The following is a 23,402-nucleotide window of genomic DNA, read 5'->3' as shown; positions in this document are numbered from 1 at the left end:
CGGGCGCTTGGCTTCAGGATTCCTGACCGTCTGCAGGCCTGCCATCGGCAGGCTTTCCGTCTGCGGGATGGCCATCCGCAGGCTGGGCGTGAAAGCTGGTGCTGAAGCCGATCAGATCGATGCCGCTGAACAGGAAGCTCACTCCCACCAGCACACCGATCACCGACAGCTGATTCCAGAACTTCATCGTCAGGATCAGCACGCCGAGCAGCAGGGTGACGGCCCCATTGGCCAGGCCCCAACCCCAGCCGCGGGCAGCCCGGTGCGCCAGTGCCACCAGGATCGCCACCAGGCCTTCGATCACGAACACCACGCCGATCGCCAGCGCAAAGGCCGCCACCTGGGCGGCGGCACTGGGAAAACCGGCGCGGAACTGCAGGATCATCCAGGCGCCCGTCACCACGAACAGGGTGGACACCACCAGCCGCCAGAAGGTGTGCGAGCGGCTCAGGTGTGGCGACCGGGCCAGGTTGTCGATCCAGCTCACGATTCCCCCCACCAGGAAGGCCACCGCCACGATCGCGGTGACCCACAAGGAGGCCACCACTGGAAAGATCAGCGCCAGCACCCCCAGCACGATCATCAGCACCCCTTCCGCCAGCGTGAAGCTGCGCAGCGCGGCGATGCGGCGGGGGTCGAACCGGGGCGTCAGGCCCCCAGGCGCTTCAGCAGCGGCTGTGTCTTGAGGCGCCATGGCTCGCAAGGGCGTGCGGGGAGAACCGAGCCGCCGCCCTCGGCGCGGTCTCTTCAACCCTAGGCCGGGTTCCCAGGGCAGGCCGCGGCGGGGGAGCCCGATGAAGGCGGTGGCGGAGTCAGCCCCAGCCGTGCTGCGCCAGCCAGTCGCGCTCCAGCTGAGGGCTGTGGTCAGCCGTGGCGGCGGGGGACGCTGCGCCGGCCGCCAGCAGCCGCTCGGTGTACTTGGCGAGCAGGTCGGCTTCCAGGTTCACCCGGTCCCCCACCCGCCGAAGCTTCAAGGTGGTGACCTCCCAGGTGTGGGGAATCACCGCCATCCAGAAGCGTTCCCCCTGGGGGCTGCAGCCCGCCACGGTGAGGCTGATGCCATCGATGCCCACACTCGCCTTGTCGCAGACATAGCGGCCGTAGCTGGGATCCAGCCAGCGCAGCTCCAGTCGCCAGGACTCCCCCTGTCGGGCCACGCCCACCACCTCGCCCTGGCCGTCCACATGGCCGCTCACCAGGTGACCGCCGAGCCGGTCGCTCAGCCGCAGGGCCGGCTCCAGATTCACGGCCGCGCCCACCGCCGCCTTGGCCGCCAGGGTGCTGCGGCTCAGGGTCTCGTCGCTGACGTCGGCGCGAAAGCTGCGGCCGTCGGGGTGCAGCTCGGAGATCGTCAGGCACACCCCATCGACCGCGATGCTGTCGCCGAGGGCCAGGGGCTGCAGGTGCTCCACGCCTTCCACCAGCACCCCCCGGGGGTGACGCCTGAGCTGCCCCACGGCCCGGACCAGACCGGTGAACATTCGCGGTCTCGCAGGCCTGGCCATAATCGGATATCGGGCGTGCGTGGCACAACCATGGTGGAAATGTGTGTGGCCGGGATCGCCCTGGACGCGGCCAGCCGGAGTCCGATCGTGTTGCTCAGGGACCCGAACGGCCGGCGTCAGGTGCCGATCTGGATCGACCAATCCCAGGCCCAGAACATCCTGGCCGGCATGGGTGATCAGCAACCGCCCCGCCCGCTCAGCCATGACCTGATGGCCAACCTGATGGCGGTGGGAGGCGTGCAGCTGGAGCGGGTGATCATCCACACGATCGAAGACAACACCTTCCGGGCTGTGTTGAAGCTCACCGACAACGAAGGAGAGCCCAGTGAGCTGGATTGCCGGCCCAGTGATGCCATCGCCCTGGCACTGCGCACCGGCAGCGGCATCTGGATGCTGGAGGAGGTGGTGGCCGAAGCCTCGATCCCCGTGGATGCCGAAGCTGACGCCGAGGACCAGGAGGATTTCCGCCGCTTCCTGGATCAGGTGAGCCCGGCGGAGCTGATCCGCAACGTGCGCCGTGCCCAGCAGGAGGGCTATGGCGAAAGCGGCGGTGGCACCGACCCCCCTCCGACCGTTCCAGGCATGGGGCCGGCCGGCCCCGCAGGCAGCGGACCCAAGCCCAGCGGGCCTGACGGTGTTCCCGGCTGAAGCCTGCCGCCGCCCCTTCGGACGGGGCCCGGCCGTTTCGCTGTTCACCCTCGGCACCATGCGCGCGGTCGATTCGGCCGCCCAGATGGGCGCTGTGGTGGAAGCGGCTATGGCGGCGGGCATCAACCACCTGGAAACCGCGCCCGCCTACGGCCCGGCGGAGGCCCACCTGGGTGCCGCCCTGCGGCAGCTCGCCATCCCGAGGGAGCGGCTGCTGCTCACCAGCAAGCTGTTGCCGGGGGTGGATCTGGCCACCGGCCAGGCCCAGCTGCAGTCCTCCCTGCAGCGGCTGGGACTGGCCCGCCTCGACAACCTGGCGGTGCACGGCCTCAACCGGCCGGAGCATCTCGAGTGGGCCCTGCAGGGGGACGGGGCCGCCCTGCTCCGCTGGGCGCAGGCCGAAGGGCTGGTGGGGCAGGTGGGGTTCAGCAGCCACGGCAGCACAGATCTGATCGAGCGGGCCCTGGCCAGTGGCCGCTTCGGCTTCTGCAGCCTGCATCTGCATCTGTTCGATCAGGAGCGCCTGCCCCTGGCCCGCCAGGCCCTCGCCGCCGGCATTGGCGTGATGGCAATCTCCCCCGCCGACAAGGGGGGGCGGCTGTACGACCCACCCCCCGAACTGGTGGAGGATTGCGCGCCCTTCACGCCCTTGCAGCTCGCCTATCGCTTTCTGCTGGACGCAGGCGTGTCCACGCTCACCCTCGGCGCCGCCCGGCCGGAGGATCTCGCTTGGGCCGTGGCCCTGGCCGGCGCCGATGGGCCGCTCAGCGCAGTGGAGAAGCAGGCGCTGGCGCGGCTGGCGGAGGCGGGCCGGCGCCGCCTGGGGGCGGGGGCCTGCGGCCAGTGCCGCGCCTGCCTGCCCTGCCCGAGCGGGGTGCCGATTCCGGCGCTGCTGCGCCTGCGCAACCTGGCTCTCGGTCATGGCATGACCCCCTTCGCCAGCGAGCGCTACAACCTGATCGGCAGGGCCGGTCACTGGTGGGAGGCGCTGGATGCCTCCGCCTGCCAGCAGTGCGGCGCCTGCCTGCCCCGCTGCCCCCACGGCCTGCCGATCCCGGACCTGCTGGCGGCCACCCATCAACTCCTCGCCGCGCCACCACGGCGGCGGCTGTGGGGCTGAAGGGCAGGGGGGTGGGCCTGCCGGCTCAGGCGGCGGCGTCCCAGAGGCCCTGATACCGCTGCCGTTCGCTGCTGCTCAGCGGCGGCAGGCTGGTGCAACGCGCGAGCACGGCATCGTCGGGGTAGAGCAGGCGCGCCACGTGCTCCGGCCATGACGCCAGGGCGGCCTGCAGCAGCTGGCGCTTCACCGGCGGCACCCAGCCTGCCGCCAGCAGGCGATCGAGGGTGGGCCGCTCCATGCCGCGGGCGATCCAGGCCAGCGGTGCCGGTTCGCGGCTGCGGCGCGGCCGCAGCAGCAGGTTCCACCAGAGCGGTGAGCCGCTGGCCGGCAACAGGGCGGTGAGCCTGGCATCGCTGCGCAACAGCGGCAGCACCCGCTGGCTGGGCAATACGGCCGCCTCGGCATCGCCGCTCAGCAGCAGGTTCAGGCCGTTCTTTTCGTCGAAGGCGAGGGCCTGCTCCTTCAGGCGCTTGAGCTGGCCGGGCAACGCCGCCGCTGCCAGGCGATCAACGCCGGCGGCAGTGGCGCCGGGGCTGAGGGTGCGCAGCGCCAGCTCGATCACGACGCGGGGGCTGGAGGGAAGCACGAGCTGACGGCGCAGGCTCGGATCGAGCAGCAGGTTCCAGCCCTCTGCGCTGCGGCGGCTGAGGTCGGTGCGGTTGCGCAGCACCAGCACCCAGGTGCCGAAGGCCCACGGATAGGCGATCGGCGCCGCTGGCGCCGCTGCGGCGGAGTCTTCGGGCGCCGCCACAGGATTCCGGAACCCATCGCGCACCGCCGCGCTGAACGGAGCCAGCTGCTCGAACAGGGCAGTAGCGGTGCTGCTGGCGCTGAACGGCTGCAGGGCGTCGGCGTTCAGGGCGCCCAGCCAGCCATCGGAGAGCTGCAGCAGATCGGCATCGCTGTGCTGCGCGAGCATCGCCTCGGGGCCCTCCAGCGCCTTGCCTCGCCACGGGGAGGGAAGCTGCTTGCCCCAGGCGGCGGGCAGCTGGCCGCGGCTGTACAGGAGGGTGGGGGAAGAGGAGGCGCCACGGGCGCAACCCGCCAGCCAGCCGCTGCCGACCAGAACGCCGGCCTGCAGCAGGTGGCGGCGGCTGAAGCGGGCGGGAAGGGGAGGGCGTTCCTGCATGGTTGGACCCTAGAGGGAGGCGATCAGGCGCTCCTGGGCCCGGTCGCAGTCGGCAGCCAGGTCGCCGGGGCTGCGGCCGCTCCACTCCCACAGCAGCGCCAGGCCGCCGGCGCCCACCCCCTCCTTGACATAACCGCGCTCGTAGTCCTGCAGTGCCGGGCTGCGGCAGTTGCTGAAGCACAGCTCCGTGGCGAAGCTGGCCGGTGCCGCCACTTGCCAGCGGTCTGCCACGCGCTGCAGCAGCAGCGCCAGATCGCTGCTGCGTTCCCGCGCCACCCAGCTGGTGGTGCCCAGGGCCGCTGCCGCCACCAACCGGCCCCGCAGCGGCACATCGGCCAGGGCCAGGGCCAGGGCCAGCACCGCCGCCATCTGGCTGCCTCCCGCCAGCAGCACCGGCCAGTGCCCTTCGGCTGCCGCCAGCAGCACCCCCGCCGCCAGCGGTTGCATCGGATCCCCCACCGCCGCCACCACCTTTACGGGATCCAGGTCCGCAGCGCCGGCTCCGGCCAGGCCCGCTGCCCGCAGCCCCTGGTCCACCAGAGCAGCCTTGAGGTCGTGGGCGGGGCTGCGCAGGCTGCCGCTCACCAGCCCGCCGGCTGCCACGCCCAGACCGGTGAGCACCGCCTGGGCGGTGCTGGTGCCGCCCGGGACGCATTCGGCCAGCACCAGCGGCGGGAGCTGCGGAGCCGCCCGCCAACGCTCCTGCCAGCTCTGCGCCCAGCGGCGCCCCAGCGCCAGCAGTGCCCGCACCCGCTCTTCGCCCATGGCACGGCCGCTGCTGAGGCAGAGCGCTGGCTGCTGCCCCAGGCGGATGTGGGGCACCGCCGGTGCCACTGGACAGCCCAGGTCGACCACCAGGGGCGTGAGCTGCAGCCCCTGCACCACCACATGGGAGATCAACGCCGGACTGACGCCCGCCGGCAGGGGGGGCAGGGCATGGGGCCGGGCTGTGCCTGGGCCCAGCAGCAGCAGCTCAGCATCGGCGGCGGCCGTGCGGCGCCGGGAGTCCGGGGTGGCGCCGGCTGCGGAGATGCCCGGCACGGCGGCGGTGTCGGTGCCGGCCAGCAGCAGCAGCACCAAGGCGTCCTGCCAGCAGGTGGTCATCTGTATGTCCCAGCGGTTGGCCTGAGCGGCGTCGCCCGTCAGCTGCAGCACGATGGGCGTCCAGGTAAGCGTCTCAGTACAGGCCTGCAGGCCGCTGTCTCAGCCCGGGCCTGCTGGCACGCGCATGGGTCGCCCACCAGCTCAGAGAGGGTCAAGGGCCACCAGGGCCCGCAGGGCTTCGGGCGGTTCGGGGATCGGCGCCTGCAACCGGGGAAAGATCCAGTAGGCCACCGCGTGCAAGGCCAGCACGTAGATCAGGTTCTGAACCACCACCAACCCCAGGGCCAGGGCCTGCACCTGCAGCAGGTCGGGGCCACCACCCAGGTTCAGCAGGGCGCTGATGCGCTCCAGCAGCCCGGCGGCGGCGGCCGTGATCAACACCCACAGGTTTTCGCCCACCAGCACCGACAGCACGGTGACCCGCACCAGGAAGCCGCCCGCACCGATCACCAGCCCCACGCCCCAGGTGAGCCACCAGCTCCAGTTGCTGCGCCAACCCCAGCCGAGCCAGAGCGCCAGCGCTCCGTAGGGGAAGAGCACCAGCGGCCCGCGGATCGGGCCCATCAAAGCCACCAGCAGCAGGGAGGCCACCACCATCCCTTCCCAGCCGCAGCGCCAGCCCTGGCGGAGCAGCAGCAGGGCGATCGGCAGGGGGAGAGCCAGGCGGAACAGGGCGCCCCCCACCGGCAGGTAATAGAGGCCTGCCCAGAGCAGGGCGGTGGCGGCAGCCATGTAGGCGGTTTCCACCAGCTGAAGGGCCTGGCGCCGACTGAGGCGGTGGGGGGAAGGGGGCATGGCGGCGGCTCAGCGTGGCGCCGGCGCCGGCGTGGTCTTCGGCGCTGCCGCGCCGGTTTCCGGCGTTGGGATCCGCTCGATGGTCTCCACCTCAAAGCGCAGGCCGGCGGCCCGCAGTGCCTCGGTGACCGCTTCGGCAGGTGCGGAAGGATCGGCGCCGGGCAGCTTCAGAGTGATCCTGTAGGGCACAGCGGCGGCCGGTGCCTGTCCTTGTCTCCCAGCGGCTCGGTTACCGGCGCTGGGGCCGCCGGTGGGGCTGCGGGCGGCATCGCCTGCCTGCCCTGCGGCGCGGCCAGGGACCGCCGGCGTGGGGGAGAGTGACTGTGTTCCTGGCGTCGCGCCCGGGGCGGCGGTGGCCGGCGTGGCAGTGCCGGGGGAAGCCGTGGCCGCGGTGGTGGCGTTCGCGCCCGTGGCCGGTGTGGTGGGATTCGAGCCTGTGGGGGAAATGGCGGTGCCGGAAGAGGCACCCGGCCGGGCGGCACCGGAGGCGGGGGATGTGGTGGCGGCCGGTGGCGCCGGAGCATCGAACCCGGCTGCCAGCTGCTGGCCGAAGGGCGTGCCGGCACAGCCGGCCAGTGTGAGCAGCAGCGACGCCAGCAGGAGCAGGGGGCGGCGGGGGTAGTGGCCCATCAGCCGGAGGCGGCCTTGATGATCCGCACGGCGCTGGCGCGTGGACGTCCGGTCTTGGTGGTGGCCGGCGGCTTGGCTTTGGCGGTTCCGCCGGCAGCCTTGGCCTCCGCCGCGCCGCTCCTGCTGCTCGCTGCCGAAGTGCCGGTGGCCTTGCGGCTGCTGGTGGTCTTGGTGGCAGCTGGCTTGGTTCCGGTGGTCTTGGCAGCGGAGCGGGCGGCGGGCTTGCGGGTCTTGGCCTTGCCGCTGGCGGCCTTCGCGGCCAGGAGCTCAACGGCCTGCTCGATCGTGATTGTGTCCGCCGTGGCGCCCTCCGGCAGCGAGGCGTTCACCTTGCCCTGCTTCACGTAGAGGCCGTAGGGACCGTCGAACACCTGGATGGTTTCCTCGTCCCCCTCAGGGATGCCCAGGTCCTTCAGGGCCGTGCGGCCGCCCCGGCCCCGCTTGGGGGTGGCCAGCAGCTCGATGGCGCGCGCCAACCCCACCAGCAGCACGTCGTCTTCTGCCTTGAGCGAGCGGTAGTCCTTTTCTCCCTTCGCCTTGTCGTGCACCACGTAGGGACCGAAGCGGCCCAGGCCGGCCTGAATCCGCCCACCATCGGGGTGCTCGCCCAGCAGCCGCGGCAAACGCAGCAGGCCAAGGGCATCCTCGAGGCTGAGATCCTCCGGCTTGACGCCCTTGGGCAGGGAGGCCCGCTTCGGTTTGGGGTTCTCCTCGCTCACCTGCCCCCGTTGCAGGTAGGGGCCGTACTGGCCGAACAGCAGGTAGATCGCATCGCCGGTTTCGGGGTCTTCCCCCAGTGATTCAGGCCCCTCGGTTTTCTGGCGCAGGATCTGTTCGGCATGCTCGGCATCGAGCTCGGCCGGGGTGATCTCCTGGGGCAGGGTGGCCTTCACCAGCTCCTCGCTGCCGTCGTCCGCGACCCGCTTCGACTCCAGGTAGGCGCCGAAGCGCCCGATCCGCACCACGCAGGGGAGACCCTCCATCACGATCGTGCGTGAGGCAGTGGGGTCAATGTCGCCCTCGCGCTGCTGCACCTGGGCTTCGAGCCCCTTCTCCCCCTTGAAGAAGCTGTTCAGATAGGGGAGCCACTGGACCTTGCCGTGGGAAATCTCATCGAGTGTGTTCTCCATCCGCGCGGTGAAGCTGGTGTCCACCAGGTCGGGGAAGTGCTCCTCCAGCAAGGCGGTCACCGCGAAGGCGGTGAAGCTGGGGGTGAGCGCGTTGCCGGCGAGGGTGGCGTAGCCGCGGTCGGTGATCGTGCCGATGATGCTGGCGTAGGTGGACGGTCTGCCGATTCCTTCCTTCTCCAGCATCTTCACCAGTGCCGCTTCGCTGTAGCGGGCCGGCGGCTGGGTCTGGTGGCCGAGTGCCTCCACTGACTTGCAGACCGGTGCATCGCCCACCGCCAGGGCGGGCAGCAGCAGTTCCTGCCCCTCCAGCGCCGCGTCGGGATCGTCGCTGCCCTCCACATAGGCGCGGAAGAAACCGGCAAAATCGATGCGCTTGCCGCTGGCCCGGAAGCGGGCGTCCCCGGCGACGATCTCCACTGCCAGCATCGTGAGCCGTGCATCGGCCATCTGGCTGGCCACGGTGCGTTTCCAGATCAGCTCGTAAAGGGCGAGATCCTTGCCGTCGAGACCGGTGTCCTTGGGGGTGCGGAAGCGTTCACCGGAGGGGCGGATCGCCTCGTGGGCCTCCTGGGCGTTGCGGCTCTTGGTGCTGAACTGCCGCGGGGCGGGGCTTAGGAAGCTGTCGCCGTACTTCTCAGCCACACAGGCACGGGCGGCGCTGATCGCCTGCTCGGAGAGGTGCACCGAGTCGGTGCGCATGTAGGTGATGAAGCCGCGCTCATAGAGCGCCTGGGCCGTGCGCATGGTTTCGCGGGCCGAGAGCCGCAGCTTGCGGTTGGCTTCCTGCTGCAGGGTGCTCGTGGTGAAGGGCGGCACGGGCTTGCGCACCGTGGGTTTCTCCTCCACCTGCTCCACCCGCCAGGGCAGGGCCAGCACGCTTTCGCGCAGGGCGCGCGCTTCGCTCTCCGCCAGCAGCTTCACTGTGCTGCCGGGCTTGAGCCCCCCGGTGCTTTCGTCGAAGTCGCTGCCCTGGGCGATGCGCTCGCCGGCCAGGTGGGTGAGCTTGGCTTCGAACCGGCCGCCCGGCTGCTCCAGCTCGGCCTTGAGGTCCCAGTAGCTGCCGCTGCGGAAGGCCCGCCGGGCACGCTCCCGCTGCACCAGCAGCCGCACCGCCACCGATTGCACCCTGCCGGCAGAAAGCCCCCAGGCCACTTTTTTCCACAGCAGCGGTGAGAGGGTGTAGCCCACCAGCCGGTCGAGGATCCGTCGCGTTTCCTGGGCGTGCACCAACTCCATGTCGAGTTCGCGCGTCTGGTCGAGGGCGCGGTGGATGGCGTCCTTGGTGATCTCGTGGAACACCATCCGCTTGACCGGCACCTTGGGGCTGAGCAGCTCCAGCAGGTGCCAGCTGATGCTTTCGCCTTCCCGGTCTTCATCCGTGGCCAGGAGCAGCTGGTCGGCGCCCTTCAGCGCGTCCTTCAGCTCCTTCACCACCTTCTTTTTGTCTTTCGGCACCACGTAGAGCGGCGCGAAATCCTCGCTGGTATTGACGCCCAGGTTCGCCCACTTCTCGCCCTTGTAGGCGGCGGGAATCTCGCTGGCGTTGTTGGGCAGGTCACGGACGTGCCCCATCGACGCCTCCACCCGGAACTCCTTCGGCAGGAAGGCGCGGATGGTGCGGGCCTTGGTGGGGCTCTCGACGATGACCAGGGTGTGCGCCACAGGCAGGCGATGAACCGGTTCCCTCTTTATCGCATCGGCGGCCCGCCCCGCCTGAGAAAGATCGGCGCCGCCGCTACAGTCCGCTCGACAAGGCGATCGTTTGAAGCCGACATGGATCTGTTTGGCGCCCTTCCCGCCCTGACGGAGCTGCCCCACCTGGCCGTCGCCTCCCTGGCCACAGCGCCCGCGATCGGCCTGGGAATCACCGCCGCCCAGCTCAATTCCGGCGCCATTGCGCCCGAGGCTGCCATCCTCATCGCCCTGCTGATCTGCCTGCTGGTTGATCTGGCCGGCGAGGAAGCGGCGATCCGCTGGGTGCCGCCGATCTGTTACGCCGGCCTGGGCACGGCTCTGGTGCTCCTGGCTCTGCAGTGGAACGCGCCGCTGGAGCCTTCGTTCCTTGGCTCGTTCCTGGCGGACGATCTGGCGGTGGCTTTCCGCGCCGTGGTGGCAGCCTCCACCTTGCTCTCTCTGATGATCAGCTGGCGCTACGTGGAGCGTTCTGGCAGCCCGGTTGGCGAATACGCCGCGATCCTGCTGGCGGCCACGCTCGGCGCCATGTTCCTGTGCGGCTCCACCGATCTGGTCAGCATCTTCGTGTCGCTGGAAACCCTTTCGGTGTCCAGCTACCTCCTGTCGGGCTACATGAAGCGGGATGCCCGCTCCGGCGAGGCAGCGCTCAAATATCTGCTGGTGGGTTCCGCCGCCGCTGCGGTCTTTCTCTACGGCGCCTCCCTCCTCTACGGCCTCACTGGCGGCTCCACCGGCCTTGACGCTGTCGGACTCGCCCTTCAGACCAGTGCCACGCCGGTTACGGCATTGGCCCTGGTGTTCGTGCTGGCCACCGTGGCCTTCAAGATCGCTGCGGTGCCCTTCCACCAGTGGACCCCGGACGTCTACGAGGGGTCGCCCACCCCGGTGGTGGCGTTCCTTTCCGTGGGCTCCAAGGCCGCCGGCTTCGCCCTGGCCCTGCGCTTGCTGGTGGGCTGCTTCGACACCTTCGACACGCAGTGGAAGCTGCTGTTCACCGTGCTGGCGGTGCTGAGCATGACCCTGGGCAACGTGGTGGCCCTGGCCCAGACCACCATGAAGCGGATGCTGGCCTACAGCTCGATCGGCCAGGCCGGCTTCGTGATGATCGGCCTGGTGTGCGGCACCGAAGACGGCTATGCCGCCATGGTGCTCTACATGGCGGCCTACCTGTTCATGAACCTGGGCGCCTTCGCCTGCATCATCCTGTTCTCGCTGCGCACCGGCAGCGACCGCATTTCCGATTACGCCGGCCTTTATCAGAAAGATCCACTGATCACGCTCGGTCTCAGTCTCTGCCTGCTGTCGCTGGGGGGAATCCCGCCGATGCTCGGCTTCTTCGGCAAGATCTATCTGTTCTTTGCCGGCTGGGCCGACCACCAGTATCTGCTGGTGGTGGTTGGCTTGATCACGTCCGTGGTGTCGATCTACTACTACATCTCGGTGATCAAGATGATGGTGGTGAAGGAGCCGCAGGAAGCTTCCGATGTGGTGAAGGCCTACCCGGCGATCACCTGGAATCTGGCTGGCATGGGCACCCTGCGCACCGCCCTGGTGGCCTGCGTGCTGATCACGGCGGTGGGCGGTGTGCTCTCCAATCCGCTATTCAGCTGGGCGAATGAGGCCGTCACCGGCACCCCGATGCTGCAGCAGTCGATTGCCTCTTCAGCCGCCCGTGAAGCCACCGCCATCGCCGTGGCCCCCGTTCCTCCCACGCCTGCCCTGCTGGGATGACGCTCACGGCCCCTCCGGAGCTCTTACGGCCCCGGGCCCATGAGCCTGTGGCCGTCCTTGATCGCGTAAGCAAGGTGTACGGCTCAGGCGACACCGAGGTGCGTGCCCTTGATGAACTCAGCCTCACGGTGATGGAGGGCGACTATCTCGCCGTGATGGGAGCTTCCGGTTCAGGCAAAAGCACGGCGATGAACATCATCGGCTGCCTTGATCGTCCCACGTTTGGCCATTACCGGCTCAGCGGATCGGCGGTGGAGGATCTCGACGACGACGAGCTGGCCGATCTTCGCAACCGCAAGCTGGGTTTCGTGTTCCAGCAGTTTCATCTGCTGGCCCACATGAGCGCAATCGACAACGTGATGTTGCCGATGATCTACGCCGGCATCCCCGCCGAGCAGCGCCGGAACCTGGGCATTGAAGCCCTCGAACGTGTCGGGCTCGGCCATCGCCTGCAGAACAAACCGAACCAGCTCTCCGGCGGCCAGCAGCAGCGTGTGGCGATCGCGCGGGCGATCATCAACCGGCCGGCCCTGCTGCTGGCCGACGAACCCACAGGGGCGCTGGATTCCCAGACCACCCAGGAGGTGCTGGAGATCTTTGATCAGCTGCACCAGGAAGGGATGACCGTGGTGATGGTCACCCATGAAGACGACGTGGCTGCGCGGGCCGATCGCATCGTGCACTTCCGCGATGGCCGCCTGGATGACGCCTTCGCCTAACGCTCAGCCCGGCCCTGCGGCGCTGGAAGCGGCTGGTGCACTGGGACGTTCGAGCGTTTCCAGCAACTGGCCCATCAGCAGGGCAATCGCATCGCTGCCGCCCAGCAGCTGACGGCCCGGGTCGAATTCTCCCGGCTCCACCGCCACCCAGCCGCCATTGGCCGGCTGGCGCAACTCGAAGTGAAGATGAGGGCCGGTGCTCAGCCCGGTGCTGCCGACCCGGCCGATCACTTCGCCCTGGGCCACCCACTCCCCTTCTTTGACGAACAGCTCGGAGAGGTGGCCGTAGAGGGTGCGGCGCAGGGGACGCTCATGCTCCACCTCCACCGCCAGGCCGTAGCCGCCTGCCAGGCCACTGCTCACCACTCGCCCGGCCAGGGCCGCCACCACTGGGGTGCCCTCCGGCGCCGCCAGATCCCGGCCCGCATGCATCAGCCAGCTACCGATCACCGGGTGCATCCGCCAGCCGAATTCGCTAGTGGTGACAGCCGAGCCGATCAGCGGAAACAGCAGGCTGCGGTTGCCGTTGCCCAGGAGCGGCGCAGGCCTGGGGGTGATGCGGAACACGCTGGCAAGGCTGAAGTTGCCCCCCTGGCCGGCCAGCAGTGCCGACACGGGCACGGTGATCGGAGGCAGCGGCATGGATCCGGGCCCGCCGCTGGCATAGGTGCCATCGGGGAGCAGGCCGCCGGAGCCGGTGACAGAATCACTTCCAGGCCAGCTCACCACCACGCCGCGGCATTCGGAGGGGGAGAGGGCGCCCTCGCTGCAAGCCTGGCGATGGGCCGGCATGTTTTCAGGTCGCACCACGGCGCCGAGGCGTGCCCGCCGCCGTTCGGCCGGTGTCACCACTCCCTCACGCTCGAAGCGATCCAGCACCTGGTCAAAGGAGAGGGCTGGGGTCTGGGAACGCTGCAGGCTGGGTCGTAGCGGCTGGGGGGAGGTGTCGCTGGAGCCTGCCTGGGGTACCAGGGGTGGGGCTGGCGGGGTGAGCGCCTGGGGCACCGCCGGCGGGGGGGGTGCGGGAAGGGGCGCAGCAGGAGCTGTGGGAGCTGGTGCGATGGCGGCTGGGGCACCGGCCGCGGCATCGCGCAGCTCGGCGAGGGCGAGCGGCGCTCCGATCACAGAGGCCAGTCCGATCGCGAGCACGGGCAGATGACGAAGGCGGTTCACACCAGGTGGCAAAATGCGACTTCAGCTTAGGCAACCTGGGGCGACAGTTCTGCGAAGCGGCGGCGCACGATGGTGCACTCCGCGCCACGTCGCAGTTCCAGGCCGCCGTCGCGGGCCAGCCCGGCCACCATCCAGGTCTCTCCCTGCCACAGCAAGGGTTGACCGCGGCCATGCAGTCGCCTGTCGGCTTCTTGCCACACCCGCTCCGGTTCAACGGCCGCCGCCACAGCCCAGTCAAGCGCCAGCAGCACCCGGGCTGCCAGGCGGATGGCATCGGCTCCCTGCCGTCGAGCCTGGCCGCTGAGCGCCAGCGCCTGGCGCACGTTGATCGCCCCAGCCGGTACAGGGTTCTCCCCGTTGAGGCCGATGCCCACCCGGGCCGCCTGGATGCGGCCGCCGCGCAGGCGCAGCCGGGGCAGCAGTCCCGCCACCTTGCAGTTGTGCAGCAGCAGATCGTTCGGCCATTTCAGCGTGGGCGCCAGCCCTAGCGCCTCCAGCTGCAGCGCCAGACCCACGGCCGCCGCCATGGCGAGGGAAGCTCCCTGAGGCGGCCACGGCAGCGCCGCACTCAACCAGACCCCACCGTGGGGCGAGACCCACGGGCGACCCTGCTGGCCATGGCCGAAGCGCTGCCGCTGCGCCAGCAGTGCCAGTGGCCCGGAGCCCCACCCTGCCTTTCGTTGATCGAGCAGCCGTTCCGTGCTCCCGCATACCGGCACCATCGCCAGCCTCCAGGGCAGAGATGGCGCGAGGTACCCCTCCTGCAGCTGCAGCTCGCGTCGGGCAGCGGCGATGCGGCCGATCATGGGCCGGTGCGGCCAGCCAGCGACCACCTCACCCGGAGAAGGAACGCAGCCAGTTCCCGATTCGCCCCGCGCCGGCCTCCAGCTCCGCCGCCGGATGCACCAGCGCCAGCCGCACCCACCCCTCGCCGCCGTCGCCGAAGCCGTTGCCCGGGGTGAGCGCCACACCGCTGCCCTTCAGCAGGGCCGCGCAGAAGGCTTCCGAGCCCATGGCGCGGGCCACGGGCGGCAGCTCCAGCCAGAGGTAGAGGGCCATGGAGGGCCGCTGCACCGGCCAGCCCTGGGCCTCGAGCGCCCCCATCATGCGGTCGCGGCGCTCCCGGTAGGTGGCACGCAGTTGCTGCGGCCACTGCGGCGCCTGCTCCAGGGCGGCGATCGCCCCGGCCTGCAACGCCAGCGACTGGTTGAAGTCGACCACTCCTTTCACCTGGCGCAGGGCGGTGATCAACGGGGCGGCACCGATCGCGAAGGCGAGCCGGAAGCCGCCCAGGCACCAGCTCTTGGAGAGCGAGAAGAATTCGATCCCGCACTGGCGCCAGTGCGGACTGCGCAGCAAGGCGGGCGCTTCGCCCTCTAAGGCCAGGTCCACGTAGGGGTTGTCGTGGGCGAACACGAAGCCGTGCTGCACGGCTCGTGCGGCCGCTTCCTCCAGCCAGGCCTGTTCGCCCGTGGTGGCGGTGGGGTTGTGCGGATAGCCAAGCACCATCAGCTTGAGCTGCTCCCACTGGCTGGAGGGCACCTGCTCGAACGGCGGCCGCCAGCCCTGCTCGGCCTGCAGGGGCAGCAGCAGGGAGCGCGCACCTGCCAGCTCGAGGCCGCCGCGGTGGGAGGGGTAGAAGGGATCCAGCAGCAGGGCACGGTCGCCCGGGTCAAGCACGGCCAGGGGCAGGTGGGCGGTGCCTTCCTGCGAGCCCACCAGCAGCAGCACTTCGCTGTCAGGATCGACGGCCACATCGAAGCGGCGCCGGGCCCAGGCGGCGGCCGCCTCCCGGAACGGACGCGTTGAAGCGTGCAGGCAGTAAGAGGAGCTGCCCGGCTCGGTGAGTGCCGCCGCCATGGCCGCCAGCGCCTGCGGCGGCGGCGGCAGATCGGTGGAGCCGAGCGAGAGATCCAGCAGCGGCGCGGGGCTGCTGCTGGGATCGGCAGCGCTCAGGGCGCTGCAGTATTGGCGGTAGTCGGATTTGCGTTGATCGTTGCGGGCGAAGACTCCGCTGCCCAGGCGGGCGACCCGCTCAGAGATGGGCATCAAGGAAGGCGTTGAGCTGTGGACGGGCCATCGCCCCTTCATGGCGGGCCACTTCTTCGCCGCCCTTGAACAGGATCAGGGTGGGTAGCCCCTGGATCTTCAGGGCATCGCGCACGCTGGGGTTGCCATCGGCCTCCAGCTTGCCCACCTCCAGGCGCCCGGCGTAATCGCTGGCGGCCGCCTCCATCAGCGGCGCCATCAGGCGGCAGGGGCCACACCAACTGGCCCAGACGTCGACCAGTACCGCGCCGGGCCGCTCAAGCACGTCGGAGGCGAAGTTCGCGTCGGTGAACTGGGCAACGGCCACGGGAGGGAACGAGCAGGGATCGGGAGAGTCCAAGTCTAGGAATCCCCTGGCGTGGATCCTGCCGCACCGCCGGAGCTCAGAGCTTGTCGATTGAGCGCTTGAGCTCTTCGAGCTCGGCATCCACTTCCGCGGCCTTCACGGGTTCCAGCAGGGGGGTGGGACTGTCGGCGGCCAGCAGGGGGGTGGCGGCAGGGCCGCCTTCCAGCCGGTTCTTGAGAGCGGCCAGCTCGTCGTCCACCTCGCTGCCCTCCAGGGAGGCGAACTGGCTTTCCAGGTCGGCGCCGGCCAGCTCGGCCGCGGCCTGGCTGCGGGCCTCCTGCTGCAGCACCTTCTCCTCCATCTGCTCGAAGGCGGCCATGGCGGAGTTGGTGCCCAAGCCGCTGACGGCGCTCTGCAACTGCTCCTGGGCCTGCGCCGCCTGGGAGCGGGCCTTGAGCATGTCCTTCTTGGTCTTGGCCTCGGCGATCTTGCCTTCCAGTGCCAGCAGACTCTTCTTCAGCGCGTCGACCTGGCCTGCCTGGCTGGAGAGCTGGTTGTTGAGCGCGGTGGCGGTGTCCTGATAGGTCTTGCGGCGGCTGAGCGCTTCGCGCGCCAGATCCTCCTCGCCTTTCTTGAGCGCCAGCTCGGCCCGCTCGTACCAGGTTTTGCTCTGGGCTTCCGCCTGCTGCGCCTGATTCTGGATGCGCTTCTGACTGGCGATCGCGGTGGCCACGGCCGTGCGCAGCTTCACCAGGTCGGACTGCATGTCCGCGACCGACTGATCCAGGATCTTGCCCGGATCCTCCGCCTTGCTGACCAGATCGTTGAGGTTGGCCCGCAGCAGGCGGCTGAGCCGATCGAAGAAGCCCATGGATCATGGAGGGGGCACGTCCGAGGGTAGCGGTGGCGGGCGGCCCTGGCTCCGCCGGTTGCCCGCACCTAACCTGGCCCCATGGCGATCGCCCCCCGCGACCAGACCCGTCGCTTCGGCTCCCTGCAGGTGCTGGTGGCGCCGCAGCGGCGGCCTGCCACCGCGGTGGGCACCTGTCTCACCGCCCTCTCTGCCCAGTGGCGCCGCAACGGCAGCCTGGCGGCGCTGTGGCAGGCCTGGCCGAAGGTGGCGGGTGCTCAGCTGGCGCCCCATTGCCGCCCCCTGTCGCTGCAGGCCGGGGTGCTGTGGGTGGGGGCGAACCACCCGCAGTGGCTGCAGGCGCTCCGCTTCAACCGCCATCAGCTGCTGGGAGCGCTGCGGGGCGCGGGCTTCCAGATCCGTGATCTGCGCTTTCAGCACCACCACCCAGCCGCCGCCGCCAGCGCTGGCAGCGAGAGTGAGGCAGAGGTCTGGGCTGCCCACCCCAGCCGCATCGATGTCCAAGGCCTCACCGATTGCCCCCGCTGCGGCGCACCCGCTCCAGCTGGTGAACTGAAGCGCTGGGGGCATTGCAGCTTCTGCGTGCGCCAGGACGGCGCTCAATAGCGCTCCGGCCTTGGATCCCGCCAGCTAGGACGGCCTGCCCCCCTGTTCACCAGCGCCGCGGCGGCGCTCTCCAACCGCGCGCGGTCCACGCGCCAGAGGCGGTAGATGCCGGCGCGATCGAGCTCTTCCCCCTGAACGGCGCGCCAGTAGGGCAGCTGGCTCGTGTTGTGATCGATCACCACGAGCACGGTGGGGGCCTCCGCGCGGGTACTGGGCTGCTGCCCCTCGCGCTGCTCGTGGCGCAGGCGATCGCTGAGGTTCACCATGCCATCGACGGAAATCCCCTCGTAGATCACCACTCGACCGGTGTAGTAGTGCAGCGAAGGCTTGAGTACCCCCACCATCGCCAGGGCCTCGCTGGGGCGGATCTCCCGCTGCACGCTGGCGGCCATTTCTCGCACCGGTCGCTGCCGCACGCCATCACCGAGTTGCCATAGCGGCAGCAGGGCGAAGAGATGGAATGCCACCAAGGGAAGCTGCAGCCCCAGCAGCCAGCCGGGCACCACCCGCCACAGGGAGAGCAGGCCTACCAGGGCCGCCAGGGTCCAGAACAGGGCTGCCCTCTCGACGAACCCGCTGGCGGTGAGCTCCGCCGTCAGGGTGGGCATCTCTGGATCCTTGATCAGGGGTATCCAGGTGTTGGACACCCAAAGCGCCACCGCCACCGTGGTGGTGAGCAGCACGGTGGCGGCCTGGGCGAGCAGGAACCAGCGGCCGGCCCCAGCGCCACGCCCTTCGCCGTCCCGCCTGCCGCTTTCGCCGTCCTGGGCCGCCAGGGAGATCAGCAGGCCCGCCGCCGGGGTGGCAGGCAGCCAGTAGCTCGGCAGTTTTGTGGCTGCCATGGTGAAGAACACCAGCACAGCCAGCAACCACCAGGCGGCAAAGCTGCGCAAGGAGTGCTGGGGCGCCCTCGGGGTTCTGGCCAGGCCACGCTTCAGGCCGAGCAGCAGCAGCGGTGTGAAGGGCAGGCTGGCGATCACCAGCACCGGCAGGAAAAACCACCAGGGCTGGAGGTGGTCGTTCACCACCGAACTGAAGCGCTGCAGGTTGTGGTAGCCGAAGAAGCTGTCCCAGAAGGGCTGCCCCTCCACCACCAGCATCGCGGCATACCAGGGCACGGCCACCAGCGCTGTGATCACCAGGCCGCGCCCGGCCTTCAGCCGTGCCCAGAGGGCCGGCAGACTGCCCTGATGCCACCCGAAGCCGACGAGGGTGAGGCCGGCGAGCACCACAGCCACCGGCCCCTTGGCCAGCACCGCCAGGCCCAGCACCAGCCAGCCTGGCCACCAGGGGCGGCCGGGGTCGGCCCAGGCCTGCCACAGCAGCAGCAGGCTGACGGCCAGACAGCCGCTGAGCAGGGCATCGCTGACGCCGATGCGCCCCCACAGCAGCACCAACGGAGAAAGCGCAAAGGCCAGGGCCGCCACCACGGCGCTGCGGGCAGGCCGCCGGGGCAGCCGTTCTCCCCCCGGGCCCAGGCTGGGCTGGGGCCAGCGCAGCAGGGTGGCGCAGAGGGCCAGCATCACGCCGATGCTGGAGAGGGCTGACGGCAGGCCGGCGGCCCAGCTGCCGAGCGGGTCGAAGCGGGCGTGATCCGGCAGGGCGTACACCAGCCCCATCAGCCAATAGATCAACGGCGGCTTGTCGTAGCGGGGCAGTCCGTTCACCCGCGGGGTCAGCCAGTCGCCGGTCTCGGCCATCGCCCGGGCGGCGCCAGCGAACAGCGGTGGCGTTTCGTCCACCAGCCCAGCCTCGCCGAGTTGCAGAACGAAGATCCCCAGCCCGAGCACTGCCGTGACAAGGAGCGCAAGCCGCCAGCCCTTGCCTCGACGAACCGCGGCCGGCGGGTTGGCAGGGGGCACGAGCAGCGGAACGATCGTGGGAAACCTACGTCCCGGCGTCCGGCGTCCGGCCTGCCGTTTGACCTTGTAGTGAATGACCGGCGGGGGAGCCTGGCTCCAGACCGGCCAGCAGCCAGGCCTCCACGCGCCCTGCGAATGCCTCCCGCGAGGCATGGCGCTCCACCCAGTGCCTGCAGGCCAGCCGGTCGAGGCCTTCGGCGGCAAGCACGGCCGCCTGCATCGCCTCCAGGTCGTCGGGAGGAACGAGCAGGCCGTTGATGCCGGGCTCCACCAGCTCGCCGGGGCCGCCACGGCGGTAGGCCACCACAGGCACACCGCAGGCCATCGCCTCCACCACCACGTTGCCGAAGGCTTCGTTCCATTTCGGCGTGTTCAGGAACACGCGGCAGCCGCCGAGCTCCGCCTGCAGCTCCCCGGTGGGCAGAAAGCCGCGCCAGTGCACGGTGCCGGCCGGCACCGCCGCCTCCACCGCTTCCCGGTAGGCGGCGTCTTCCACCACCCCCCACACCAGCAAGCGCCGGCCCAGCCCGGCGGCCACCCGCGCCGCGTCGATCAACCCCTTCTCCGGAGCGATGCGACCGGCCCAGCCCAGGGGGGCTTCCGGGTCGGGCTCGGCGCGGAAGCGATAAGCCGTCAGATCGAAACCGTTGCCCAGCACCAGCGGCGGGCCGGGCAGGTCGAAATCCGCCGCCTGGGAGCGCGTGTGGAAGGCCAGCCGCCCCGGGCAGCGACGCGCCACATCGGCGATCACCGCATCCATCACCCGCGCCACCGAGCCCATGCTCACCAGATGGAACAGCGGCGTGGCGCAGTGGGGCGTGAGCCAGAGAGGCAGCCAGTCGTAGGCCAGGTTGAGCACCGCATCGAAGCTGCCCTGCTCCTGCAGCACCCGGTCCCACAGGGCCGGCAGCAGGCCGTCGGCAGGGATCTGCACGGCACTGTCGTGGCTCTGGTGCTGCCAGCTGGGCTGGTCGTGGCCGGGGCAGGTCCAGAGCTGCACCACCCCGCTGCCGGGGGGCAGCCGGGAACCTTCACCGGCTAGCACCGTGAGCCGGTGGCCGCGCCCGCCCAGTCCTGCCACCAGCGCCGCCAGGGTGAGCTCCACGCCCCCACCCCGGCCACTGCCGAGCGTGCCCACCGGCGTGCTCACCAGCAACAGCCGCAAACCCGTGCTCATGGGGCCGGCTCCGGTGTGGCGCTGGCGGGCACCCACAGTTGGCGGCGCCGGTTGATCAGCAGCACCGACACCATTGCCAGGGCGGCCCCCAGCCACTGCAGCGGGCGCAGGTGCTCATCCAGCAGCAGCAGACCGCAGAGCAGGGCGAACACCGGGGTGAGGAAGGTGAGGGCAGAAAAGCCGGTGAGATCGCCGCTGCTGGCGAACCAGAAAAACAGGCCGTAGGCCAGGGCGCTGCCCAGGAGGCTGGCGTAGGCCATCCAGCCCCATTCCTGCAGGGTCCAGGTCGGCCAGAAGGGCGGCAGCGCCGGATCAAGGGCGGGCCCCAGTGCAGCACCGATCAGCAGCGGCACCCCGCCGATCACCATGTGCCAGCCGGTGATGGCCACCGGATCGCTGCGCCGCATCGCAAAGCGGCAGAGCACCGTGCCCACCGCCATCGCCACGGCGGCGCCCAGCATCCAGAGCTCGCCGTGGCTCCAGGCCCGCACCCCGAAGCTGATGGGACCCTCCAGCCACCAGTGCTGGAGCAGCGGCGCCGGCAAGCCCAGGCAGAGGATGCCGGCCAGCCCCAGCAACAGGCCGAGCCAGCCCACCGGGTTGATCGCTTCGCCGAACAGGGCACGGGCCAGCAGCGCCACCAGCAGCGGCTGCGAATCGATCAGCACCGAGCCCAGCCCGGCGCCGGTTCCCTCCAGCCCGCGCGCCAGCAGTCCCTGAAACAGCGTGCCGTCCACAAGCGCGAAGGCCAGCAGCCAGAGCCGGTCGGCGGGATCCACCCCGAGCGGGCGCCGCAGCGCTACGGCGGCCAGCAGCACGGCCACGCCAGCGGGCAGCAGACGCATCCAGGCCAGCGTGAGCGGCCCGCTGTGGGCGAGCAGCGGCTTCATCGCCGCCATCGCCGTTCCCCACAGCGCGAAGGGAAGCAGCATCGGCAGCCAACGGAAAACGGGAGTCATCGGAGCGGCCGCCAACAACCTTTTTAAGATCCAGCCACTACGTGCCGCAGCGCATGCCCTGGCCCTGGCGCCGAAAGTCCCGCAAAACCCTGGCCCGCGTCGTGATCGAGGGACCGATCGCCGGGGGCACGCGCGAGCGGGTGCTCAAGGCGTTGCGCCAGGTGGAGGAACGGGAATGCCCGGCCCTGCTGCTGCGCATCGACACCCCTGGTGGCACCGTCGGCGACAGCCAGGAGATCCACGCCGCCCTGCTCCGCCTGCGGGACAAGGGTTGCCGAGTGGTGGCCAGCTTCGGCAATATCTCCGCTTCCGGCGGGGTGTATGTGGGGGTGGCGGCGGAGCGCATTGTGTCCAATCCGGGCACGATCACTGGCTCGATCGGCGTGATCCTGCGGGGCAACAACCTTTCCCGCCTGCTTGAGCGGGTGGGCATCAGCTTCGAGACGGTCAAGAGCGGCCCCTACAAGGACATCCTTTCCCCCGACCGCGCCCTCACCACCGAGGAGCGCAGCCTGCTGCAGGGCTTGATTGATTCCAGCTACGACCAGTTCGTGGCGGCGGTCGCCACCGGTCGGTGCCTCAGTGAGGAAGTGGTGCGTGGCTTCGCCGATGGGCGGGTGTTCACGGGCGCTCAGGCGCTTGAGCTGGGCCTGGTGGATGAACTGGGCGACGAGGACACCGCCCGCCGGCTGGCGGCCCGGTTGGCAGGCCTCGATGAACAGGAGGTGCGTCCCACTACCTTCGGCAAGCCCGCCAAGCGGGTGCTGTCGTTCCTGCCAGGCCGCAACCTCTTCGCCGGCCTCCACCAGGCGCTCAGCCTGGAACTGGCCTGGAGCGGCCAGCCGCTCTGGCTCTGGCGGCCATGAACCAGCCACTTGCGCTGCGGGCGCTGCGGGCCGCAATCACCGTCGAGGCCAACACCAGCGCGGCCATCGCCGAGGCAGTGGCCGAGCTGCTCGACGCCCTGATTGCCCGCAATGGCCTGGAGGGCCCGCAGGTGCTCTCGGTCACCTTCTCGGTCACCCCCGACCTGAACGCCTGCTTCCCTGCGGCGATCGCCCGCCGCTACCCCGGCTGGGACGCGGTGGCTTTGCTGGACTGCCAGCAGATGGCGGTGACCGGCGACCTTCCTCGCTGCATCCGGCTGCTGGCCCACGCCTGGATGGAGGCCTCCCGCCCTCCGGCCCATCCGTACCTGCGCGAGGCAGCCCGGTTGCGTCCGGACAGATCCGGTCATAACTGACAGCTCGGCCGCTGCACCCGCCTGGGCTGAACCGCCGGAACAGGGGAGGGAGAATGCACTCACAGCCTTTCGGCCCCCACCCCCGTCCCAATGACCCTTCCGTTGCTCGGCCCGCTCCGCTCCCGTCCGGCGCGTCCGGTGAGCCCGTTGCGGCGGCGATTCTCCCGGGCCGGCGCTGCGCTGGCTCTAGCCCTGGCCGGCACGGCCCTGGCGGCCACCATCGGCGATGTGCCCGCAGCCCGCTCCCAGGGCACGCCGGGCCTGCTGGAATTCCGCTGGGACAACAACCGGGATTACCGCAAGCTCTACTTCTTCATGACCGAGACGGCACGGCTGAAGCGCTCGGAGTATTACCTGATCCTGAGGCCCAAAGACCGCAACACGGCCATTCTCAAGCTCACCGTGGCCGTGCCTGCCACCTTCGACACCAAGATCAATCCCAAGGACCTCAAGCTCTGCGTGATGCAGGAAGGCGGTGTGATGTCGCGCACCCGCTGCAAGGAGCAGATCCCCGCCACCATCGAGGTGAACGCCAATGGCAAGGCGATCGAGATCTTCCCTGACCGCCCCATCCCCGACGACATCACCATCGGGGTGTACATGAACCTGTTCAATCCCTTCAACACGGGCATGTATCAGTTCAATGCCCTGGCACAGGCGCCAGGGGATGTGCCATTTGCCGGCTACCTGGGCAGCTGGCTGATCCAGATCGACCCCACCAACAACTGAGCCCGGGCCCACGGGCACCTGCCTGATAAGTTGGCCAATCGACCACAAGCAAGACCCAGAGCGGCACCATGACGAAGCGCACCCTCGAAGGAACCAGCCGCAAACGCAAGCGCGTCTCCGGATTCCGGGTGCGCATGCGCTCCCACACCGGCCGCCGCGTGATCCGCACCCGCCGCCGCCGCGGCCGCGCCCGCCTGGCCGTCTGATCCGATTCCCTTCGCCAGGCCGTTCAGGCCCTTCT

General features: G+C 70.1%; 24 protein-coding genes. 9 read left to right on the top strand and 15 right to left on the bottom strand.

What is annotated here, in order from left to right:
- Positions 1-13: 13 nt before the first annotated feature.
- Positions 14-694, bottom strand: coding sequence for a DUF308 domain-containing protein (locus KBZ19_RS03550; RefSeq protein WP_094510308.1), 681 nt, complete (start codon positions 692-694; stop codon positions 14-16).
- A gap of 118 nt (positions 695-812) precedes the next feature.
- Positions 813-1,481 (bottom strand): riboflavin synthase, encoded by a 669-nt coding sequence (locus KBZ19_RS03545; RefSeq protein WP_255099780.1) that lies wholly within the window; start codon positions 1,479-1,481, stop codon positions 813-815.
- Positions 1,482-1,535: 54 nt separating this feature from the next.
- Between KBZ19_RS03545 and KBZ19_RS03540 the strand changes: the two genes are divergently transcribed.
- Complete coding sequence (locus KBZ19_RS03540) at positions 1,536-2,153, top strand: bifunctional nuclease family protein (RefSeq protein ID WP_094510310.1); 618 nt, start codon at positions 1,536-1,538, stop codon at positions 2,151-2,153.
- 58 nt (positions 2,154-2,211) lie between these two features.
- Complete coding sequence (locus KBZ19_RS03535; RefSeq protein ID WP_255100041.1) at positions 2,212-3,273, top strand: aldo/keto reductase; 1,062 nt, start codon at positions 2,212-2,214, stop codon at positions 3,271-3,273.
- Positions 3,274-3,298: 25 nt separating this feature from the next.
- Here the strand turns inward: KBZ19_RS03535 and KBZ19_RS03530 are convergent, their stop codons facing one another.
- The 5 genes from KBZ19_RS03530 to topA all read right to left on the bottom strand — a co-directional run bounded on the left by KBZ19_RS03530 (position 3,299) and on the right by topA (position 9,723).
- Positions 3,299-4,402, bottom strand: coding sequence for a hypothetical protein (locus KBZ19_RS03530; protein ID WP_255099779.1), 1,104 nt, complete (start codon positions 4,400-4,402; stop codon positions 3,299-3,301).
- 9 nt (positions 4,403-4,411) lie between these two features.
- Positions 4,412-5,557: a nicotinate mononucleotide-dependent phosphoribosyltransferase CobT gene (gene cobT, locus KBZ19_RS03525; protein WP_255099778.1), complete on the bottom strand. Its 1,146-nt coding sequence runs from the start codon at positions 5,555-5,557 to the stop codon at positions 4,412-4,414.
- Between the two features lie 90 nt (positions 5,558-5,647).
- A complete protein-coding gene (locus KBZ19_RS03520) occupies positions 5,648-6,301 on the bottom strand; it encodes a DUF2232 domain-containing protein (RefSeq protein WP_255099777.1) in 654 nt (217 codons plus the stop codon).
- Positions 6,302-6,310: 9 nt separating this feature from the next.
- Positions 6,311-6,931: a hypothetical protein gene (locus KBZ19_RS03515; RefSeq protein ID WP_255099775.1), complete on the bottom strand. Its 621-nt coding sequence runs from the start codon at positions 6,929-6,931 to the stop codon at positions 6,311-6,313.
- Complete coding sequence (gene topA, locus KBZ19_RS03510) at positions 6,931-9,723, bottom strand: type I DNA topoisomerase (protein WP_255099774.1); 2,793 nt, start codon at positions 9,721-9,723, stop codon at positions 6,931-6,933. The genes KBZ19_RS03515 and topA overlap by 1 nt, the downstream gene beginning before the upstream one ends.
- Before the next feature lie 111 nt (positions 9,724-9,834).
- Here topA and KBZ19_RS03505 point away from each other — a divergent pair, with 111 nt between their 5' ends.
- Positions 9,835-11,487: an NAD(P)H-quinone oxidoreductase subunit N gene (locus KBZ19_RS03505; protein WP_255099773.1), complete on the top strand. Its 1,653-nt coding sequence runs from the start codon at positions 9,835-9,837 to the stop codon at positions 11,485-11,487.
- Positions 11,484-12,206: an ABC transporter ATP-binding protein gene (locus tag KBZ19_RS03500; protein WP_255099772.1), complete on the top strand. Its 723-nt coding sequence runs from the start codon at positions 11,484-11,486 to the stop codon at positions 12,204-12,206. The genes KBZ19_RS03505 and KBZ19_RS03500 overlap by 4 nt, the downstream gene beginning before the upstream one ends.
- 3 nt (positions 12,207-12,209) lie before the next feature.
- On the opposite strand, the gene KBZ19_RS03495 is transcribed toward KBZ19_RS03500, so the two are convergent.
- The 5 genes from KBZ19_RS03495 to KBZ19_RS03475 all read right to left on the bottom strand — a co-directional run bounded on the left by KBZ19_RS03495 (position 12,210) and on the right by KBZ19_RS03475 (position 16,585).
- The gene (locus tag KBZ19_RS03495) at positions 12,210-13,355 is read right to left on the bottom strand and encodes a M23 family metallopeptidase (protein ID WP_255099771.1); all 1,146 of its coding nucleotides are present in this window, start codon (positions 13,353-13,355) and stop codon (positions 12,210-12,212) included.
- A 50-nt stretch (positions 13,356-13,405) separates the two neighbouring features.
- Positions 13,406-14,185, bottom strand: coding sequence for a biotin--[acetyl-CoA-carboxylase] ligase (locus KBZ19_RS03490; protein ID WP_255099770.1), 780 nt, complete (start codon positions 14,183-14,185; stop codon positions 13,406-13,408).
- A gap of 28 nt (positions 14,186-14,213) precedes the next feature.
- Positions 14,214-15,428 (bottom strand): aminotransferase class I/II-fold pyridoxal phosphate-dependent enzyme, encoded by a 1,215-nt coding sequence (locus KBZ19_RS03485; protein ID WP_255099768.1) that lies wholly within the window; start codon positions 15,426-15,428, stop codon positions 14,214-14,216.
- A complete protein-coding gene (gene trxA, locus KBZ19_RS03480) occupies positions 15,415-15,735 on the bottom strand; it encodes a thioredoxin (protein ID WP_255099767.1) in 321 nt (106 codons plus the stop codon). Before trxA ends, KBZ19_RS03485 begins: the two co-directional genes overlap by 14 nt.
- 76 nt (positions 15,736-15,811) lie before the next feature.
- On the bottom strand, positions 15,812-16,585 hold the full coding sequence (locus KBZ19_RS03475; protein WP_094510320.1) for a PspA/IM30 family protein: 774 nt from the start codon (positions 16,583-16,585) through the stop codon (positions 15,812-15,814).
- Positions 16,586-16,666: 81 nt separating this feature from the next.
- Between KBZ19_RS03475 and KBZ19_RS03470 the strand changes: the two genes are divergently transcribed.
- Positions 16,667-17,191 (top strand): DUF721 domain-containing protein, encoded by a 525-nt coding sequence (locus KBZ19_RS03470; protein WP_094510321.1) that lies wholly within the window; start codon positions 16,667-16,669, stop codon positions 17,189-17,191.
- Here KBZ19_RS03470 and KBZ19_RS03465 read toward each other — a convergent pair.
- From KBZ19_RS03465 to KBZ19_RS03455, 3 genes are read right to left on the bottom strand one after another with little or no spacing between them, the layout of a single operon-like run.
- Entirely contained in the window at positions 17,185-19,053 is a 1,869-nt protein-coding gene (locus KBZ19_RS03465; protein ID WP_399220082.1) for an ArnT family glycosyltransferase, read from the bottom strand. The two genes, KBZ19_RS03470 and KBZ19_RS03465, sit on opposite strands and share 7 nt — an antisense overlap.
- A gap of 25 nt (positions 19,054-19,078) precedes the next feature.
- Complete coding sequence (locus KBZ19_RS03460; protein WP_255099764.1) at positions 19,079-20,230, bottom strand: glycosyltransferase; 1,152 nt, start codon at positions 20,228-20,230, stop codon at positions 19,079-19,081.
- Complete coding sequence (locus tag KBZ19_RS03455; protein WP_094510322.1) at positions 20,227-21,189, bottom strand: DMT family transporter; 963 nt, start codon at positions 21,187-21,189, stop codon at positions 20,227-20,229. The genes KBZ19_RS03460 and KBZ19_RS03455 overlap by 4 nt, the downstream gene beginning before the upstream one ends.
- A gap of 53 nt (positions 21,190-21,242) precedes the next feature.
- Here KBZ19_RS03455 and sppA point away from each other — a divergent pair, with 53 nt between their 5' ends.
- The 4 genes from sppA to rpmH all read left to right on the top strand — a co-directional run bounded on the left by sppA (position 21,243) and on the right by rpmH (position 23,367).
- The gene (sppA, locus tag KBZ19_RS03450) at positions 21,243-22,055 is read left to right on the top strand and encodes a signal peptide peptidase SppA (protein WP_094510323.1); all 813 of its coding nucleotides are present in this window, start codon (positions 21,243-21,245) and stop codon (positions 22,053-22,055) included.
- Positions 22,052-22,432, top strand: coding sequence for a chorismate mutase (gene aroH, locus KBZ19_RS03445; RefSeq protein ID WP_094510324.1), 381 nt, complete (start codon positions 22,052-22,054; stop codon positions 22,430-22,432). Before sppA ends, aroH begins: the two co-directional genes overlap by 4 nt.
- Before the next feature lie 90 nt (positions 22,433-22,522).
- Positions 22,523-23,161: a DUF2808 domain-containing protein gene (locus tag KBZ19_RS03440; RefSeq protein ID WP_315855840.1), complete on the top strand. Its 639-nt coding sequence runs from the start codon at positions 22,523-22,525 to the stop codon at positions 23,159-23,161.
- Between the two features lie 68 nt (positions 23,162-23,229).
- Positions 23,230-23,367, top strand: coding sequence for a 50S ribosomal protein L34 (gene rpmH / locus KBZ19_RS03435; protein ID WP_006170261.1), 138 nt, complete (start codon positions 23,230-23,232; stop codon positions 23,365-23,367).
- Positions 23,368-23,402 lie beyond the last annotated feature (35 nt).

This window comes from Synechococcus sp. L2F (assembly GCF_024345695.1).
In the GTDB taxonomy this organism is placed as follows: domain Bacteria; phylum Cyanobacteriota; class Cyanobacteriia; order PCC-6307; family Cyanobiaceae; genus MW101C3.
This window is presented reverse-complemented; position numbering and strand designations above follow the sequence as displayed.